The 17,846-nt window shown below is 61.3% G+C and carries 18 protein-coding genes; 1 reads left to right on the top strand and 17 read right to left on the bottom strand.

Annotated elements, in window-relative coordinates; genetic code table 11:
* Positions 1-8: 8 nt before the first annotated feature.
* The 17 genes from lipA to NKH60_RS29640 all read right to left on the bottom strand — a co-directional run bounded on the left by lipA (position 9) and on the right by NKH60_RS29640 (position 16,929).
* Positions 9-974, bottom strand: coding sequence for a lipoyl synthase (lipA, locus tag NKH60_RS29720; protein WP_352471839.1), 966 nt, complete (start codon positions 972-974; stop codon positions 9-11).
* Between the two features lie 137 nt (positions 975-1,111).
* Positions 1,112-1,369, bottom strand: coding sequence for a GlsB/YeaQ/YmgE family stress response membrane protein (locus NKH60_RS29715; RefSeq protein WP_292655302.1), 258 nt, complete (start codon positions 1,367-1,369; stop codon positions 1,112-1,114).
* A 98-nt stretch (positions 1,370-1,467) separates the two neighbouring features.
* Complete coding sequence (gene lpdA / locus NKH60_RS29710; RefSeq protein ID WP_352471838.1) at positions 1,468-2,913, bottom strand: dihydrolipoyl dehydrogenase; 1,446 nt, start codon at positions 2,911-2,913, stop codon at positions 1,468-1,470.
* A gap of 11 nt (positions 2,914-2,924) precedes the next feature.
* Positions 2,925-3,563, bottom strand: a complete 639-nt coding sequence (locus NKH60_RS29705) for an SGNH/GDSL hydrolase family protein (protein ID WP_023675083.1) — start codon at positions 3,561-3,563, stop codon at positions 2,925-2,927.
* Positions 3,560-3,979 carry a hypothetical protein gene (locus tag NKH60_RS29700; protein ID WP_352471837.1) on the bottom strand — a complete coding sequence of 140 codons (420 nt, stop codon included), beginning with the start codon at positions 3,977-3,979 and terminating at the stop codon, positions 3,560-3,562. Before NKH60_RS29700 ends, NKH60_RS29705 begins: the two co-directional genes overlap by 4 nt.
* A gap of 17 nt (positions 3,980-3,996) precedes the next feature.
* Positions 3,997-5,373 carry a pyruvate dehydrogenase complex dihydrolipoamide acetyltransferase gene (locus NKH60_RS29695; protein WP_352874376.1) on the bottom strand — a complete coding sequence of 459 codons (1,377 nt, stop codon included), beginning with the start codon at positions 5,371-5,373 and terminating at the stop codon, positions 3,997-3,999.
* An 18-nt stretch (positions 5,374-5,391) separates the two neighbouring features.
* Positions 5,392-6,774, bottom strand: coding sequence for a pyruvate dehydrogenase complex E1 component subunit beta (locus tag NKH60_RS29690; RefSeq protein WP_352874374.1), 1,383 nt, complete (start codon positions 6,772-6,774; stop codon positions 5,392-5,394).
* A 15-nt stretch (positions 6,775-6,789) separates the two neighbouring features.
* Positions 6,790-7,779, bottom strand: a complete 990-nt coding sequence (gene pdhA / locus NKH60_RS29685) for a pyruvate dehydrogenase (acetyl-transferring) E1 component subunit alpha (RefSeq protein ID WP_352815660.1) — start codon at positions 7,777-7,779, stop codon at positions 6,790-6,792.
* Positions 7,780-8,001: 222 nt separating this feature from the next.
* Positions 8,002-8,322 carry an FtsB family cell division protein gene (locus NKH60_RS29680; RefSeq protein WP_352874372.1) on the bottom strand — a complete coding sequence of 107 codons (321 nt, stop codon included), beginning with the start codon at positions 8,320-8,322 and terminating at the stop codon, positions 8,002-8,004.
* Positions 8,323-8,456: 134 nt separating this feature from the next.
* Entirely contained in the window at positions 8,457-9,731 is a 1,275-nt protein-coding gene (gene eno / locus NKH60_RS29675; RefSeq protein WP_352471834.1) for a phosphopyruvate hydratase, read from the bottom strand.
* A gap of 402 nt (positions 9,732-10,133) precedes the next feature.
* Positions 10,134-10,499, bottom strand: a complete 366-nt coding sequence (locus NKH60_RS29670) for a PRC-barrel domain-containing protein (RefSeq protein WP_023675091.1) — start codon at positions 10,497-10,499, stop codon at positions 10,134-10,136.
* A 121-nt stretch (positions 10,500-10,620) separates the two neighbouring features.
* Positions 10,621-11,472 (bottom strand): 3-deoxy-8-phosphooctulonate synthase, encoded by an 852-nt coding sequence (gene kdsA / locus NKH60_RS29665; protein ID WP_352874370.1) that lies wholly within the window; start codon positions 11,470-11,472, stop codon positions 10,621-10,623.
* Complete coding sequence (locus tag NKH60_RS29660) at positions 11,469-12,356, bottom strand: VOC family protein (RefSeq protein WP_352541999.1); 888 nt, start codon at positions 12,354-12,356, stop codon at positions 11,469-11,471. The genes kdsA and NKH60_RS29660 overlap by 4 nt, the downstream gene beginning before the upstream one ends.
* A gap of 305 nt (positions 12,357-12,661) precedes the next feature.
* A complete protein-coding gene (locus tag NKH60_RS29655; protein ID WP_254817185.1) occupies positions 12,662-12,949 on the bottom strand; it encodes a Dabb family protein in 288 nt (95 codons plus the stop codon).
* Positions 12,950-13,052: 103 nt separating this feature from the next.
* Positions 13,053-13,187 carry a hypothetical protein gene (locus NKH60_RS29650; RefSeq protein WP_292655342.1) on the bottom strand — a complete coding sequence of 45 codons (135 nt, stop codon included), beginning with the start codon at positions 13,185-13,187 and terminating at the stop codon, positions 13,053-13,055.
* A gap of 365 nt (positions 13,188-13,552) precedes the next feature.
* Entirely contained in the window at positions 13,553-15,532 is a 1,980-nt protein-coding gene (locus tag NKH60_RS29645; RefSeq protein ID WP_352874368.1) for a bifunctional 2',3'-cyclic-nucleotide 2'-phosphodiesterase/3'-nucleotidase, read from the bottom strand.
* A 131-nt stretch (positions 15,533-15,663) separates the two neighbouring features.
* Positions 15,664-16,929 carry an NAD(P)/FAD-dependent oxidoreductase gene (locus NKH60_RS29640; RefSeq protein ID WP_352874367.1) on the bottom strand — a complete coding sequence of 422 codons (1,266 nt, stop codon included), beginning with the start codon at positions 16,927-16,929 and terminating at the stop codon, positions 15,664-15,666.
* 180 nt (positions 16,930-17,109) lie between these two features.
* Between NKH60_RS29640 and NKH60_RS29635 the strand changes: the two genes are divergently transcribed.
* Positions 17,110-17,766 (top strand): 5-formyltetrahydrofolate cyclo-ligase, encoded by a 657-nt coding sequence (locus NKH60_RS29635; RefSeq protein WP_352874365.1) that lies wholly within the window; start codon positions 17,110-17,112, stop codon positions 17,764-17,766.
* The last annotated feature ends 80 nt before the right edge of the window (positions 17,767-17,846 follow it).

Raw genomic sequence — 17,846 nt, 5'->3', positions numbered from 1 at the left:
AACCAGTGTTAGGCGGACTTTTTGAGAAACGCTTCGCGCGCCGCGCGCAACCTGGCAAAGTCGTCCCCGGCATGGTGCGACGAGCGCGTCAGCGGGCTCGACGCTACCAGCAGGAAGCCCTTGGTCCTGCCGATCGTCTCAAAGGACTTGAATTCCTCCGGCGTGACGAAGCGGATCACCGGATGGTGCTTCTTCGACGGCTGCAGATATTGGCCGATGGTCATGAAGTCGACATTGGCCGAACGCAAATCGTCCATCAGCTGCAGAATTTCGTTCCGCTCCTCGCCAAGGCCGACCATGATGCCGGACTTGGTGAAGATCGAGGGGTCAAGCTCCTTGACCCGCTGCAAGAGCCTGATCGAGTGGAAATAGCGCGCGCCCGGCCGAACCGTCAGATAGTTAGACGGCACGGTCTCGAGATTATGGTTGAAAACATCCGGCCTGGCCGCCACCACGATCTCCAGCGCACCGTCCTTGCGCAGGAAATCGGGCGTCAGGATTTCGATCGTCGTCGACGGGGTTGCTGCCCTGATCGCACGGATGACATCAGCAAAATGCTGGGCCCCGCCGTCGGCCAGATCGTCGCGATCGACGGAGGTGATGACGACATGGCTCAAGCCCATTTGCTTGACCGCATGCGCGACGCGCGCCGGCTCGTCGGGATCGAGTGCGGTCGGGATGCCGGTGGCGACATTGCAAAAGGCGCAGGCCCGCGTGCAGATCTCGCCCATGATCATGAAGGTGGCGTGCTTCTTCTCCCAGCACTCGCCGATATTGGGGCAGCCCGCCTCTTCGCAAACCGTCACCAGTTTGTGAGACTTCACGATTTCGCGCGTCTCGGCATAGCCTTTCGACATCGGCGCCTTGACGCGGATCCAGTCAGGCTTGCGCAGTACGTCCTGATCCGGCTTGTGCGCCTTTTCGGGATGCCGCAGGCGCGGCGCATTGGCAATCGTGTCGAGGACGGTGACCATGTGAAACCCGGCTCATTGGCAAGCGCTTGTCCAGCGCTCGCTCTACCCACGTCATCTAGGACTTTTCGGCGAAAAGAAAAAGGCCGCGATCACGCATGCCGCGGTGACCTTTTTCGCATAGCAAGTGCCGACAGAGGTTAGCGGCGCACCAGTCGTCCGACCGCAATCAGAATGCAGGCACCGATGAAGCCGGTGATCAGATAGGCTATCCAGCCGACGCCGAAGATGCCGATGTTCAGGGCCTGCAAGATGGCGTTCAACACGATTGCGCCGACAATGCCGAGAATGATGTTCATGAGGATGCCGGTATTGCTCTTCATGACCATCTCGGCCAGCCACCCCGCCAGGCCACCGATGATGATGGCTGCAACCCAGCCCACGCCGTTCATTTCCATATGCCCTCTCCTTGTATGATGGATGATGCCTGCGAAACGAATTGCTCTGCCGTCGAGTTCCTCTGTGTCTTCCGTGTGAGACTCGCCCAACTAATTTATCATGCATTCAGTGCGCGGCCATAGGCGTCGAGTACACTCTCCTTCATCATCTCCGACAGCGTCGGGTGCGGGAAGATCGTGTGCATCAGCTCTTCCTCGGTGGTCTCCAGATTCATCGCCACGACGAAGCCCTGGATCAGTTCGGTTACTTCTGCGCCGACCATGTGGGCACCCAGCAACTGGCCGGTCTTCTTGTCGAAAATGGTCTTGACGAAACCTTGGTCTTCGCCCAGCGCAATCGCCTTGCCGTTTGCGGCGAACTGGAAGCGGCCGACGCGGATGTCCTTGCCATCGGCTTTCGCTTTGGCTTCCGTCAGTCCGACCGAGGCGACTTGCGGATTGCAATAGGTGCAGCCCGGGATCTTCAGCTTGTCGATGGCATGCACGCCGGGGAAATTGGCGATCTTTTCCACACAGACCACGCCCTCATGCTCGGCCTTGTGGGCGAGCATCGGCGGTCCGGCAACGTCGCCGATGGCGTAGACGCCCGGCACATTTGTCTTGCCGTAGCCGTCGACGACGACGCAACCGCGGTCCGTCTTCACGCCGAGCGTCTCGAGGCCGAGGTTTTCGATGTTACCCTGTACGCCGACGGCCGAGATCATACGATCGGCGGTGATCTTCTCGACCTTGCCGTCCTTCATCTCGACATGCGCCGTGACCGAGTTAGTGCCCTGCTCGACCTTGGTCACCTTGGCTTCTAGAATGATCTTCATGCCCTGCTTCTCGAACTGCTTCTGCGCGAATTTCGAGACCTCGGCGTCCTCGACCGGCATCACAGCCGGCAGCAGTTCGACCACCGTCACCTCGGCGCCCATGGTGCGGTAGAACGAGGCGAACTCGATGCCGATGGCGCCCGAGCCCATCACCAGCAGCGATTTCGGCATCTCTTTCGGCACCATGGCCTCGAAATAGGTCCAGATCAACTTGCCGTCCGGCTCGATGCCGGGCAATGCGCGCGGCCTCGCTCCGGTCGCCAGAATGATATGCTTGGCGCTGTAGGTGCCCTCGCCCTTGACGCCCTTGGGCGCCGGCGGCTGCGGCTCCATCGGCTTCTTCGACGATTTCGACACGACGATCTCGCCAGGTTTGGTCAGCTTGGCTTCGCCCCAGATGACGTCAACCTTGTTCTTTTTCATCAGGAAGCCGACGCCGCCGTTGAGCCGCAGCGAGACCTTTCGCGAGCGATCGACGACGGCGGCTGTGTCGACGCTGACCTTGCCATCGATCTTCAGGCCGTAGTCCTTCAGATGATCCGAATAGTGCATGATCTCGGCGGAGCGCAGCAGCGCTTTGGTCGGAATGCAGCCCCAGTTGAGGCAGATGCCGCCCAAGTGCTCGCGCTCGACGATCGCCGTCTTGAAGCCAAGCTGGGCCGAACGCACTGCAGTGACATAGCCGCCGGGGCCGGAGCCGATGATGATGACGTCGTAGTTCTCAGCCACGGCTTTCTCCTTCACAATTCCAACATGAGGCGCACGAGCGGCGCCAGCGCTTGCCCGACGTTCCGCGTGTTTTCCGCGTCCAGGTGGACGCCGTCGAGCGGCGTGGTTTTGGCCACCGTGCCGGCATCGAAGAAGCCGCAGCCGGCCTCGTCGGCAAGGGCGGAATATTGCGGCGCCAGCCGCTTTGACGCGTCATCGCCGCCGGCGAACATTTCCTTGAACTCGGCGTTTTCCGTGCGGCTGACTACGGGCGGCGCGACGATCAGGATCTGCGGCGCCGGCCAATCGAACGGGTAATCGTGACCGCGCACGATATCGATCAGGCGTTGCATGCCTTGCTTGGCCGCGACCGGATTACCATGAATCCACGGCTTCATATCGTTGGCGCCGAGCATGATGACGATCAAGTCGATCGGTGCGTGCGTCGTCAGGATTGTTGGCAACAGCCTTGCGCCATTACGGTCCGCCCCGGCCAAGTGATCGTCGAAGGCGGTGGTTCGGCCATTCAGGCCTTCGGCGATGACCTCGACGCCGCTGCCCAACGCTGCCTGCAGCACGCTCGGCCAGCGATCTTCCAGCGGATGCCGGCCGAGGTTTGCCGCGTCATAGCCCCAGGTAAGCGAATCGCCGTAGCAGAGGACCGTCTTCATGTGCCTGCCCCGCCGAAACCTGGTTGCGAGCGCGCCAATCGCCAGCGGACGAAAAGCCACTGGACCAGCACCGTAGCGATGCCTGGCAGGACGAGACCGGCGACTACGGGAAGATCGCCCGACCCCTGGCTCTTGCCTGGGGGCTGGGAGAAAGTCCAGCCGATCAGGGCAACTCCAACGAGCACAAAAAACGCTACCCCTATGGTCGCCGTCAGCTTTGTTGCCCGTCGTGGGTCCGACATGAATTGTGCGATGAAGAACGCGACCGTCACGAGGACGGTGACGAGAGCAGAGATCATGAACACAAGGATGTACTCTACGTCGGCATTGGTGGCGACGGCGAGCCACTGCGCCACCAATCCGCCCGCCAAACCGGAAAGAAAGAAGGCAAAAAGGCTGGTGAAGAATTTCCGCACCGCCCTGTTCCCCTCTCTTAAACCAGCATGCCCATCGGGTTTTCGACCATGCGTTTGAAGGCGACGAGCAGCTCGGCGCCGAGCGCACCGTCGACGGCGCGGTGATCGGTCGACAACGTCACCGACATGACCGTGGCGATCTTGATCTCGCCGTTCTTGACCACCGCGCGTTGCTCGCCGGCGCCGACCGCCAGGATCGTCGCATGCGGCGGGTTGATGACGGCAGAAAAATCCTTGATGCCGAACATGCCGAGATTGGACACCGCCGTGGTGCCGCCCTGATATTCTTCCGGCTTCAGCTTGCGGCTGCGGGCGCGGCCGGCAAGATCCTTCATCTCGTTGGAGATGACGGACAGCGTCTTTTCGTCGGCACGCCGGATGATCGGGGTGATCAGGCCGCCGGGGATCGATACGGCAACGCCGACATCGGCATGCTTGTGCTTGACCATGGCGTTTTCTGTCCACGACGCATTGGCGTCCGGTACCGCCATCAGCGCCATGGCCAGAGCCTTGATGACCATGTCGTTGACCGAAAGCTTGTAGGCCGGCGTTTCGCCCTTCTCGGTCTTCTTCACCGGGGCGGCCGCATTGATCTGCGTGCGCAGGGCCAGAAGCGCGTCGAGCTCGCAGTCGAGCGTCAGATAGAAATGCGGGATGGTGGTTTTGGCCTCGACCAGCCGCCGCGCAATGGTCTTGCGCATATTGTCGTGGGGGACCAGCTCGTAGGAGCCTTCGGCAAACAGTTTGAGCACCTGCTCGTCCGACATTGCCTTGGGCGCTGCGGCCGCAGGTGCCGGAGCGCCAGCGGGCGCCGCTTTTGCTGCTGGTGCCGCCTTGGCGCCGCCACTGGAAATTGCGGCATCGACATCGGCCTTTACCACGCGGCCGCGGGGGCCGGAGCCTGTCAGCGCCGCGACATCTATACCAGCTTCGCTGGCGATGCGCCGGGCCAGCGGCGAGGCGAAGATGCGCTCACCGTTTGCGTGGCCGTTGGCGACCGGCACCGCTTCCGCCTCAGGCGCAGGTGCGGCAGGCTCCTGCTTCGACGCTTCGGGTTTTGATGTTTCCGCTTTGGCGGCTTCCGCTTTCGGAGCCTCAGCCTTTGCCGGCGCGGCGCCGTCACCGCTTTTCGCGGCGGCCGCCGCATCCTCGCCCTCAGCCGCCAACACCGCGATCAGCGCATTGACCTTGACGCCTTCAGTGCCGGCCGGAACCACCAGCTTGGCGACCGTGCCTTCGTCGACGGCTTCGACTTCCATCGTTGCCTTGTCCGTCTCGATCTCGGCAATCACGTCGCCCGGCGAGACCTTGTCGCCTTCCTTGACCAGCCACTTGGAAAGGTTGCCCTCTTCCATTGTGGGCGAAAGCGCCGGCATGGTGATGTTGATCGGCATTTTGTCCTCCCGCCCTGCTCAGCGATACGTGACGGCTTTGACCGCCTCGACGACCTCGCCGACATTGGGCAGCGCCAGCTTTTCGAGGTTCGCCGCATAGGGCATCGGCACGTCCTTGCCGGCAATTGTAATGACCGGTGCATCGAGGAAATCGAAGGCGCGCTGCGAGACCTGATTGGCGACATGGTCGCCGACCGAGTTCTGCGGAAAGCCTTCCTCGACCACCACGAGGCGATTGGTCTTTTTGACCGAGGCGATGATCGTGTCGAAGTCGAGCGGGCGGATGGTGCGCAAGTCGATTATCTCGGCATCGATGCCCATGCCGCGCAACTCCGCCTCGGCCTTGATCGCGTAGGTCATGCCGATGCCGAACGAGACGATGGTCACGTCCTTGCCGGATTTGTGAATGCGCGCCTTGCCGATCGGCAGCACGAAATCGTCCATCTTCGGCACGTCGAAGGAGTGGCCGTAAAGGATTTCGTTCTCGAGGAAGATGACCGGGTTCGGGTCACGGATCGCCGCCTTGAGCAGACCCTTGGCGTCGGCGGCGGTATAGGGCATCACCACCTTCAGGCCGGGAATATGGCTGTACCAGGCGGCATAGCATTGCGAATGCTGCGCGGCGACGCGGGCAGCCGCGCCGTTCGGGCCGCGAAAGACGATCGGGGCGCCCATCTGGCCGCCGGACATGTAGAGCGTCTTGGCGGCTGAATTGATGATCTGGTCGATCGCCTGCATGGCGAAGTTGAAGGTCATGAATTCGACGATCGGCTTCAGGCCGGCCATCGCCGCGCCAACACCAACGCCGGCAAAGCCGTGCTCGGTGATCGGCGTGTCGACTACGCGCCGCGGACCGAATTCCTGCAACAGGCCTTGTGTGATCTTGTAGGCGCCCTGGTATTCGGCGACTTCCTCGCCCATGACGAAGACGTCGCCGTCGCGGCGCATTTCCTCCGCCATTGCGTCGCGCAAGGCTTCACGCACTGTGGTCGAGACCATTTCGGTGCCGGCCGGGATGTCCGGATCGGCGGCAATTTCCAACCTAGGCGCAGCGGCAACAGGTGCTGCCGCTTCGCTCTTGGCCGCAGCAGCCGCGGGGGCCGGAGCGGCAGCGGGCGCTGCTGCTTGCGCCTCAACAGCCTCCTCGTCGATGTCTTCGCCATCGACGGCCAGCACAGCGATCAGCGTGTTGACCTTGACACCTTCGGTGCCGGCAGGAACCACGATCTTGGCAAGCGTGCCGTCGTCCACGGCTTCGACTTCCATCGTTGCCTTGTCGGTCTCAATCTCGGCAATGGCGTCACCCGCCGCGACCTTGTCGCCCTCTTTCTTCAACCACTTGGAAACATTACCCTCTTCCATGGTCGGCGAGAGGGCGGGCATGAGAATTTCGATCGGCATGTCCTTGCCCTCTCGTTAAAGTACGATGTCGGTCCAGAGCTCGGACGGATCCGGCTCCGCGTCGTTCTGGGCAAATTCTGCGGCGTCGGCGACAACGTCGCGGACTTCCTTGTCGATGGCCTTGAGCTCGTCCTCGCTTGCCCATTTCTTGTCGAGCAGCCGCGCTTTGACCTGCTCGATCGGGTCACGTTCGGAGCGCATTTTCTGCACTTCTTCCTTGGAGCGGTATTTTGCCGGATCTGACATCGAATGGCCGCGGTAACGATAGGTCTGCATTTCGAGAATGAGCGGCCCGTTGCCGGCGCGGCACCATTCGGCGGCGAGGTCGCCGGCTGCCTTTACAGCGCGCACATCCATGCCGTCGACCTGGATGCCTGGAATCTTGAAGGACGCGCCGCGGTGCGAGAAATCCGTCTCGGCCGACGAGCGCGAGACCGAGGTGCCCATGGCGTAGCGGTTGTTCTCGATGATGTAGATCACCGGAAGCTTCCACAGCGAGGCCATGTTGAAGCTTTCGTAGACCTGGCCCTGGTTCGCCGCGCCATCGCCGAAATAGGTCAGCGTCACATTGTTGTTGTCGCGATAGCGGTTGGCGAAGGCAATGCCGGTGCCGAGCGACACTTGCGCGCCGACGATGCCGTGGCCGCCGTAAAAATGCTTCTCCTTGGAGAACATGTGCATGGAGCCGCCCTTGCCTCTCGACAGACCGCTACGGCGCCCGGTCAGTTCGGCCATGACGCCGCGTGGTGACAACTCCATGGCCAGCATATGACCATGGTCGCGATAGGCGGTGATCATCTGGTCGCCGTCGATCAGCGCCATCTTCATGCCGGTAACGACCGCTTCCTGGCCGATGTAGAGGTGGCAGAAACCGCCGATGAAGCCCATGCCGTAAAGCTGGCCGGCCTTTTCCTCGAAGCGGCGGATGAGCAGCATGTGCCGGTAGGCGGCAAGCTCCTGGTCTTTGGTGAATTCAACAGGCTTCGGGGTGGAAAGGCCCGGCATCTTGCCGTCTGATTTGGATTTGGCAGGCGCTTTTCTGGTGGCGGTGGCCATGCATCACTCCCTGTTGGCGTCTCTTGGCGGACAGCGAGGGAGATCAGTTCTCCCACCGATTTGAGGCAGGCTAACATGCAGGGAAGGCTTTCGCCATGCCGAAAACGCATGGCTGTCATGCATCTAAGCAATTAAAATCATTGCAAATATCGCTGATTAACTGAGATCAAGTTATCTTGCGACCGGCAGCATGATGGTGATCTCGTCGGCGTGGGACAGATTAAGCGCCTTGCGCGCCTGCTCGTCCAGCATGTCCTTCTCCAGCGTGCCCTCATGCATCAGCTGAACGCGGCGCTCGAGATCGATCCGGCGCGCCCTGACGGCATTGAGCCTGCCCTGCAATTCGGCAGTCTCAGCTTCGAGCTGATACTTGGAATAGATGCCGAACTCGCCATGATAGGCATGGAAACCGAAATAAGTCAGGAACACCACGCAGAGCGAGGGGATGATCAGCCGGCCGGTGTTTCTTTGCTTGTGCTGGCGTGTCCACATGGTCCGAATCCTCTACGCCGCCTTTGTCGCCCGATTGTGCTTAATGGACGGTTACAGCCTGTTGGATTCAGTGCCTGGAAGCAAAAAAGGGCGGGAATGTCCCCGCCCTCGTCGCCACGGATTTTCTCTCGAAATCAGCTTTTCACGATCGACTTGCCGGCATATCGCGCCTGCTTGCCGAGCTCCTCCTCAATGCGGATGAGCTGGTTGTACTTGGCCATGCGATCCGAGCGTGACAGCGAGCCCGTCTTGATCTGCCCGCAATTGGTAGCAACGGCGAGGTCGGCGATGGTCGAATCCTCGGTCTCGCCCGAGCGGTGCGACATCACCGCGGTATAGCCGGCCTTGTGCGCGGTCTCGACGGCGTCGAGCGTTTCGGTAAGCGAGCCGATCTGGTTGACCTTGACCAGGATCGAATTGGCGACGCCCATGCGGATGCCGTCGCGCAGCCGCGCCGTGTTGGTGACGAACAGATCGTCGCCAACCAGCTGCGTTTGCTTGCCGATGAGATCGGTCAGTATTTTCCAACCGTCCCAGTCATCCTCCGCCAGGCCGTCCTCAATGGTGATGATCGGGTAGTCGGCAGCAAGTTTGGCCAGATATCTGGCCTGCACCTTCGGGTCGCGGGTTTTCCTCTCGCCTTCATAGACGTAGTTGCCATCCTTGAAGAATTCGGTCGCCGCGCAGTCGAGGCCCAGCGCAACCTCCTCGCCGGGCTTGAAGCCAGCCTGCTCGATCGATTCCATGATGAAGTCGAGCGCGGCCGGCGCGCTCTTCAGGTTGGGGGCAAAGCCGCCCTCGTCGCCGACATTGGTGTTATGGCCGGCGTCCTTCAGCTTCTTTCGCAGCGTATGAAAGATCTCCGAGCCCCAGCGCACGCCGTCGCGCAGCGTCGGCGCGCCGATCGGCAGGATCATGAATTCCTGGAAATCGATCGGGTTATCGGCATGCGCGCCGCCATTGATGATGTTCATCATAGGCACCGGCAGCACATGGGCCTTGGTGCCGCCGACATAACGATAGAGCGGCAGGTCGGCCGCTTCGGCCGCAGCCTTGGCCACAGCCAGCGACACGCCGAGGATGGCATTGGCGCCGAGCCGGCTCTTATTGGGCGTACCATCGAGCTCGATCATGGTCTGGTCGATATGGATCTGATTCTCTGCCTCCATGCCGCCGATCGCCTCGAACAGCTCGCCGTTCACCGCCTCGACCGCCGTGAGCACGCCCTTGCCGAGATAGCGGGGGCCGCCATCGCGCAGTTCGACCGCCTCATGCGCGCCGGTCGAGGCGCCGGACGGCACCGCGGCGCGACCCATCGAGCCGTCTTCGAGCACGACGTCGACCTCGACGGTCGGATTTCCGCGGCTGTCCAGGATTTCACGCCCGACAATGTCGATGATGGCCGTCATTGCGATGTCCCCGATTGATCGATTGAAGCGTCGCGCACCTCTTAGCCAAAGCGCCGCAAAACGCAATCGGGGCACTTGCAAATATTGCCCGTGCGCTACGGATTCACGAAGCACGAAGCGCTGTCATCATTTGTCATACGCGGCATGCCGGTTTCTGGTTTATGGCTGTTGTCGCGCGGGGCGAAACAGGAGGAGTTTCGCCATGTCCCAGTTGAGCGGTATTGTGAGTTTATTCCTGATCGCGGCTGCGTTCCTGACGTCGTGCGACAATCAGCAACCCCCGCAGGGATCGTCGCCTTTGCCGGCCCTGCAGATTGCGCAGTAGCATCCCGCCACATCGAAAGGCCCCCGATTTCCCGGGGGCCTTTTTGATTCCAGGAGACTTAGTCAGTGCCAGTAAGGTCAGTGCCAGTAAGGCTCGACCTTGTAGTAGTTATATGAGGCATCACGCGCGGCCTCGCCGTCGGCGCCGGTCAACTCGTTGATCGAATAGGAAGGAGCGGCCATCAGCTGGTCTTTGGTGAACGGCACGACATAGCCGCCCTTGTTCTCGTCATAGTCAAGGCTCGCCCACGGAATGGCGTGGTATTTCTCGCCGATGCCGAGAAATCCACCAAAACCGATCACGGCAAACATGATTCCGTTCGACAGCTTGTCGAGCATGACGTCCTCGATGTCGCCGATATGAGTGCCTTCCGTATTGTAGACCGATGTGCCGATAACCCGCGAAGCGGCGATGGCTTCGGTGTGTCCCGTCTGGGTCGTCATGGTGTGCTCCTCGTCGTCGTTGACATTAGATTTTGACAATGAGGGCCGCGGGCTAAGGTTCCAGGCAGGTTCGAAATTCTTCAAAGTTTCCTGGCGGCGCTGCTGTGGCGCAACTGCTGGTTCAACCCACGCTTTTGGCAATGCGATCGAACGCCATCAGCCGTTCAAGCAATGCGGGAAGATCCTTTAGCGGCACCATGTTGGGACCGTCGGAAGGCGCGTTGTCGGGGTCCTGGTGCGTCTCGATGAAGACGCCGGCGACGCCAACCGCGACGGCCGCGCGCGCCAGCGTCTCGACAAAGCGCCGGTCGCCTCCAGACGAACCGCCCTGCCCACCCGGCTGCTGCACGGAATGGGTGGCATCGAAAATCACCGGCGCGCCGATCTCGGCCATGATCGGCAGCGCCCGCATGTCGGACACCAGGGTGTTGTAACCAAAGGATGCGCCGCGCTCGGTGACCAAGACATTGGCGTTGCCGGAGCCGATGATCTTGGCGACGACGTTCTTCATGTCCCACGGCGCGAGGAATTGCCCCTTCTTCACATTGACCACCTTGCCGGTTCTTGCCGCAGCAATCAGCAAATCGGTCTGGCGGCTGAGGAAGGCAGGAATCTGCAGGATATCGGCATGCGGAGCGACGATCGCGCATTGTTCCTCAGTGTGGACGTCGGTCAGGATCGGCAGCGCAAAATTCCTGCGCAAGTCGTCGAAGATCGGCATTGCCGCTTCAAGTCCCGCGCCGCGCGTGCCGCCAAGCGAGGTGCGATTGGCCTTGTCGTAGCTGGTCTTGTAGACGAGCCCAATGCCGAGCCTGTCGGTCAATTCCTTTAGCGCACCGGCCATGTCGAAAGCGTGCTGCCGCGATTCCAGCTGGCATGGACCAGCGATCAGCGATAGGGGCGCGCTGTTGCCGAAAATGACTTTGCCGACCGCAACGGAAGAGTTCGGCATCAGTGGATTGAGCTTGTTCATGCGATCTCCCGGAAAATGAAGGCTGCGCCCTGCCCTGGCGCCGGCGGCACGATGGTATCACCGCCGCGCATGTGGTGTTCGACAGAATTGGCTGCAAGCAGCTTGGCGACGGCATCGCCGTGCCTAATCGAAAAGACGATCCCGGCAAAGCGGAGTTCAGATGGTGCGCCGGCAGGAATGCCGAAGCGTGCCGAATAGGCTGCAGGATCCAGAACGGTCACGACGGCATTCGGCAGCTCATAGACAGTGCCGCCGCCCTGCGCCTCGATTCCGGCTGCGATCGAAATCAAACGGCCTTGTTCGAAAGGTTCGCCAGTGACTGCCACGACTTCGACAATGCCGGTTGCGCCATTAGCGTGGGCCTGCAACGCAGTGCGGTCGACGTTCGGCGCATTGATCCGCTCGCAAGCGAAGAGAAAAGCGTCCGCTGTCTTGCCTGTAGCCGCGAAGGCCAGTTTGAACGATGCGGTGTCGCTCTTTCCCGCCGCATCGGTGAAGGCGCGCGAAAAGCTTAGCGCGTCTCCCGCCGACAGACCGGCTTCCATGTAGCGCGCGTGGTCCGCGGCGGCGCTTTCGGTGCCCAGCGCCACGGCAGAAAATCCTTCATCGCCGTTTTCTTCGCGATACGTGCGATCACGCACGACAAAGACATTGCGGTTCGCGATCGCCGTTGCCACGGCCTGCCGGTCAGCGACCGCGAGCGGCTCGAGATAGGTGCCGTCGGTGAGAAAGACACAGCAGTTTTGCGTTCCGAAAGGGTGGATACCTGTCGGCGCAACGGTAAAGCCGAGCAGGGCCAAGCGCGCCCGCGCAACATCGAGGCTTGCTGTCGGCAGCACCAGGTGATCGAGCGGATGAGGCCTTGCGGGGGTGTTTTCGGTCATGTCCCGCGCGATGTGCCTCATTCCTGAAAATGGTTCAAGGGCTTAGCCGGTGCCTCAGCGGCGATCGCAGGCCTCGGCCGCGAGGAGCCGACTTGCCGCCCGCAAAAATCATCCTAGCTCATTGCCATGGGAAGAGACCTTTTCATCGCCCTAGCCGTTATTGCGATAGCAGTTATCGCCGTGCTGATCTGGAACGCGCCAAAGCGGCCGGGCGTCGATCCGACCGAAACCTCCGCGGCTCAGACGGAGTGAAGCGGGCTACGGCGCGGAGCTCCTCCGCGACGTCAAATCTGCCTTGAGGGCGGTCAACTTGCAACGATGTCGGCCGAATAACGCAATTCGCGTAGCGGTTTGACCCGGCTGGTCGTCTCTGCATAGAGCGGATGCGCCTTGTAGGCGGCGAGCGCCGCTTCGTCCTCGAACTCGGCGTAGACGACCACATCGATCTCATCCGAGAGCGGGTCGACCTTGGTGTTGAGCGTTACCTCGAAATGACGCGAATGAGGTATCTTGCCAAGCGCCAGGAGGCCCGTGCGCACTGCCTCGACATCCGCTTTATGCCGTGCGCTGAAGAAAACGATATGCCGGATCAACCCAGCCTCCTCGACCGTTGGACCGGCGTTCTTTTGTGTCAGCGGCAGCGTGCCGTCAATCGGCAGGTTTGTCGCGTCTGCGAACCATAGCTGCGAAGAGAAACTACACCATGCTCGTTACATAGTGCACGATGCGGGTCACCTCCCTGACCGTCCTGTCGAGGTAGCGGCCTTGGTTGTAAATGCCGTCCCAGATCAGGAAAAATGTGACGGTCGTGATGACGATGACATAACGCATGACTAAAACTAGCGCATATGGACGGTTGCAACCATAGCGATTCCAACGCTGCTGGGGACCCTCCCCGAATCTTAATGGCCTTTGTGGTCTGTCTGCTGCGATGCTTGCTGGCCAGAATGGCGCTACCGCCACAGGGCGCCTTGGAAAGATAACCCGCTCGGCTTCGACGACCGCTCCCCGCCTCGATCGACCGACTGCGACACGATTATTCCGGCGGGATTTCGACGGACGCGCAGGATCTGGCCGCCGTCAAGCGGCGTTTCGCACCACCCGCTTGAAGAGGCCCCCTGTCTCAAACAGATTGGCCGTATCGGGGCAGTATCTTAACGCTGAGACAGTTTCGAGCCGACGTTCAAATCCTCGCCTCAAAGAGTGATGCGGTATTTTGCAAAGCCCGCTTCGCCCTCGCCCGCCGGCTCGATCTTCAGCGACTTCACTTGCGCAATAAACTCCTTCGCCTTGGCGCCGGTCTCGAATACGACGCGGGTTCCCGGCAGTGGCGCAAACGACCAGTTGGCGTCCGCCGACGGGTTGATGGTGCCTTTGCTGACGATATAGCGCACGATCACATCGCGGTTGGTGTCGGGCGCTTCGTAGATGATCTTCGAGGCATTGATCTCCGGGAAATTGCCCCCGCCGCCGGCTCGGTAGTTGTTGGTGGCGACGACGAATTTCCGCTTGGGGTCAATCGGTTTGCCGTCGAACATCAAGTCAATGATGCGGGTCGAGCCAGCATTCACCAGCCCGCCCTTCGAATCATATTTCGGTGGCTGCGACAGATCGATCTTGTACGTGACGCCGTCGATCACGTCGAAATTATACGATGGGAAGTCAGTGTTGATGAGCGCCTGGTCGGCTTTGCCCGGTTCGATCCGGTTGAAGATGCCGGCCGACATTTCCAGCCATTCTTTCACCTCTGCCCCGGTGATTTCAACGGCGCGCACCGTGTTTGGATAGAGGTAGAGGTCGGCGACGTTCTTGATGGCGATATCGCCCACCGCCACGTCGGTGTAATAGTCGGCGCCGTTGCGCCCGCCCGCCTTGAACGCCGCCGCCGCCGACAACAGCGGCATATCCTTCCACTCTGTGTTCTTCAGGATGTCCTTCAAGTACCAGGTCTGCGCCTGGCTGACGATCTGCACCGATGGATCATCGGCGACCAGCGCAAAATAGGAATAGAGCGGCGCCGAGGTTTTGCCGACCGGCCGGCGCACATAGGCAAGCGTCGCCTCGTGGTCCGGTTTGAGCGCGTCGATGATGCGCTGGTCGTCCGCGACGGTCGGCTTGTTCGTTTTGTCGACCCGCTCAAAGATCGGCCTGGCCTCAGAGGTCGCCGAGACGATTTTCCACGTCGATCCGTCGCGCTCCAGCAACAGATCGATCAGCCCCATGTGCGAGCCCCAGATGCCGGCCATGACGGCGGGCTTGCCTTGCAACGTGCCTTTCGCCGTATCGACGGCTTCCAGCGACTGAAAGTCCTTCTTGCCGGGGAAGACCAGATGCTGGTGACCGGTGAACACCGCATCGATACCTTCGACACCGGCAACGAAGAAGGAGGCGTTCTCCATCATGTCACTTTGCTTCACGTCGATGCCGGAATGGGAGAGCGCAATGACGATGTCGGCGCCTTCTTCCTTCATTTGCGGCACCCACGCCTTGGCCGCCTCGACGATGTCGCGTGTTTTGACGCTGCCCTCGAGATTTTTCAGGTCCCAGACCATGATCTGCGGCGGCACGAAGCCGATGATGCCGATCCTGATCGGTTGCTCGGCCCCCCACCCGTCTTTGATCTTCCTGTCGAGGATGACGTAAGGCTTGAGATAAAGCCTGTCGTCGCGCGGGTTCGCGGCGAGCTCCGTGCCGCGGATCAAATTCGCGCAGACAAATGGGAAATTGGCACCGGCCAGCACCTTGTCCATGAACGACAGGCCGTAGTTGAACTCGTGGTTGCCGAGCGTCGAGCATTCGTAGCCGAGCAGGTTCATGCCCTTCATGACCGGATGCAGATCGCCATCCTTCATCCCCCTCTCGTAGGCGATGTAGTCGCCCATCGGGTTGCCTTGCAGAAGGTCGCCATTATCGATCAGCATCGCGTTGGTTGCTTCCTTGCGCACGGCTTCAATCAACGATGCCGTTCGCGACAGCCCCATCGTGTCGTTAGCTTTGTCGGCGTAGTAGTCGTAAGGCAGCACATTCACGTGGATGTCGGTCGTCTCCATAATCCTCAGATGCGCCTGATTGGCTTGAGCCCGGGCGGAGAACGGGTGCAGCATGATCAGCGCTCCGCTGGCGGCGACGCCGGCGAGGAAATCGCGGCGTGAGACGAGGTGGCGCAATTGGGACATTCGTTTTCTCTTTCTTCCACGACGTGACAAGTCCTGCCCGAAGCAAAGCTTCGCGCCGAAATCCAGTCGAGTCCAGAAGCCGATTCCATCAAGAGGAGGTGACGCGCCGATGAATGTCCGGCAGCGAACAATCAGCCCTTGTCGTCGTCGCCCTGCGTGATCAGCCGCGCGCTGCGCTGACCGGTGAAGTAGATCCATAGCCAACTCAGGGAAACCGCAAGCCGGTTACGAAAGCCGATCAGGAAGTAGATATGCGCCAAGCCCCATAGCCACCAGGCAAGCCGGCCGGTAAGCTTGATCCAGCCGAAATCGATGGCCGCGGCGCGCTTGCCGATCGTCGCCAGGTCGCCGTCATGCCTGTAGCTGAAAGGACGCGGTGTCGTGTCACCGGTAAGCCTTGCCTTGATCGTGGCGGCGACATGCCGTCCCTGCTGCTTGGCGGCGGGCGCGACGCCCGGCACCAGCCGGCCATCCGGCCGCAGGACGTGCGCTGCGTCACCGATGACGAAAATCTCCGGGTTTCCCGGCACACTCAAGTCGGGCTCGACAAGCACCCTGCCCGCGCGGTCCGCTGCCGCGCCGAGCCATTCGGCGGCCGGCGAAGCGGCGACGCCCGCCGCCCACAGGATTGTCCCGGCCGGCAAATGTGTGTCGCCGAAGACGACACCCTCGGCATCGCAGCGCGTAACCGCCCGGCCGAGTTCGACGGTCACGCCGAGCCGTTCGAGCGCCTTCGTTGCATAATCGGAGAGTTCGGGAGCGAAATTGGAGAGGATGCGGTCACCGGCCTCAATCAGCACCACACGCGTCTGCCGCGTGTCGATGTTGCGGAACTCGCCGTGCAGCGTGTCGTGCGCCAGCTCGGCAATGGTGCCGGCCAGTTCCACGCCGGTCGGCCCGCCGCCGACGATCGCCAGGGTCAGCAATGCCTGGCGCTGGGCGGGATCGGTTTCCCGCTCGGCCTGCTCGAAAGCCAAAAGAATACGCCGTCGAATGGTGGTGGCGTCCTCCAGCGTCTTCAGGCCAGGGGCGAACGGTTCCCATTCGTCATGGCCGAAATAGGCGTGCCGCGCGCCGGTGGCCAGCACCAGCGTGTCGTAAGCGACCGTGCCGCCGTCCTGCAGCAGCACGCGCTTGCCGGTGCGGTCGATGCCGGTAACGGTGGCGAGCAGCGTCGTCACGTCCTTGCGCCTGCGCAGAAGATGGCGGATCGGCCAGGCGACTTCGGAGGTGGCCAGCGCCGTCGTCGCCACCTGGTAGAGCAGCGGCTGAAAAAGGTGATGATTGCGCCTGTCGATCATCGTGATGCGCACCGGCGAGCCGGCTAGTGCGCGGGTGAACTCAAGGCCGCCGAAACCGGCACCTACGACGACGACGTGATGGTTGGCTGTGTTCATCTCGCTCATCCCTCTCGCCAAGGCTGATGTAAGTATCGTTGTGCAGTGCAGCAATGCCTGCGCTGCAACTACCTGGGAGTCGTCGCTTGATGTCGTGAATACGCATGCTGCGGACTCGTTCCCGGATATAGCCTGCGTCCAGGATACTACTTGGTTGGAACTGTATATTGCAGGTGAAGCATGGCTAGCGATGAAGACGAAGGCTCAGCGCAGTACGCCTCGCCGCCTTGTTTTATGCACGAGCTCGATCCGGAGTTCCAAGCACCGCTATCCGACTGGACCGACGTAAGGCGCTGGCGCAAGGCCGAGCGCGAGCGGTTGATCGCATCCCGCCTTGCCGTTTCAGCCGACACGCGCGCAGCTATGTCGCAGCGTATTGCCGAAGGGCTCGACGCGGTGATCGGCGACATCGCCGGCCGTTTGGTCAGCCTCTACTGGCCGTTTCGCGGCGAGCCGGACCTGCGCCCTTGGATGGAAACCGTTAACGCGCGAGGCGGGCGCACGGCGTTGCCCGTCGTCGTCGAGAAAGACCGGCCGCTTGTCTTTCGCGCCTATGCCCACGGAGACCGGCTGGAGAAGGGCGTCTGGAATATCCCGATACCGGCTGACGGTGATCCGGTGTTGCCCGACGTCGTCATTTCGCCGATCGTCGGCATCGATCCCGGGCAGTTCCGCTTGGGTTATGGCGGCGGCTTCTTCGATCGCACGCTTGCCGCGATGCCGTTCAAGCCGCTGGTCATCGGCGTCGGCTACGAGTTGCAGCGCATCACCACCATCTACCCGCAGCCGGACGATATTCCGATGGACCGTGTGGTGACTGAGGCATCCAAGGCCTAGGTCGTGTGGACTCTTGGGATTCCCAAGGCTGAGCAAATCAGATTCAAGGCTGTCTTTTGGAGGCAGCCATGGGTGTTCTC

The organism is Mesorhizobium sp. M1006 (assembly GCF_040318825.1).
Classification (GTDB): domain Bacteria; phylum Pseudomonadota; class Alphaproteobacteria; order Rhizobiales; family Rhizobiaceae; genus Mesorhizobium.
This window is presented reverse-complemented; position numbering and strand designations above follow the sequence as displayed.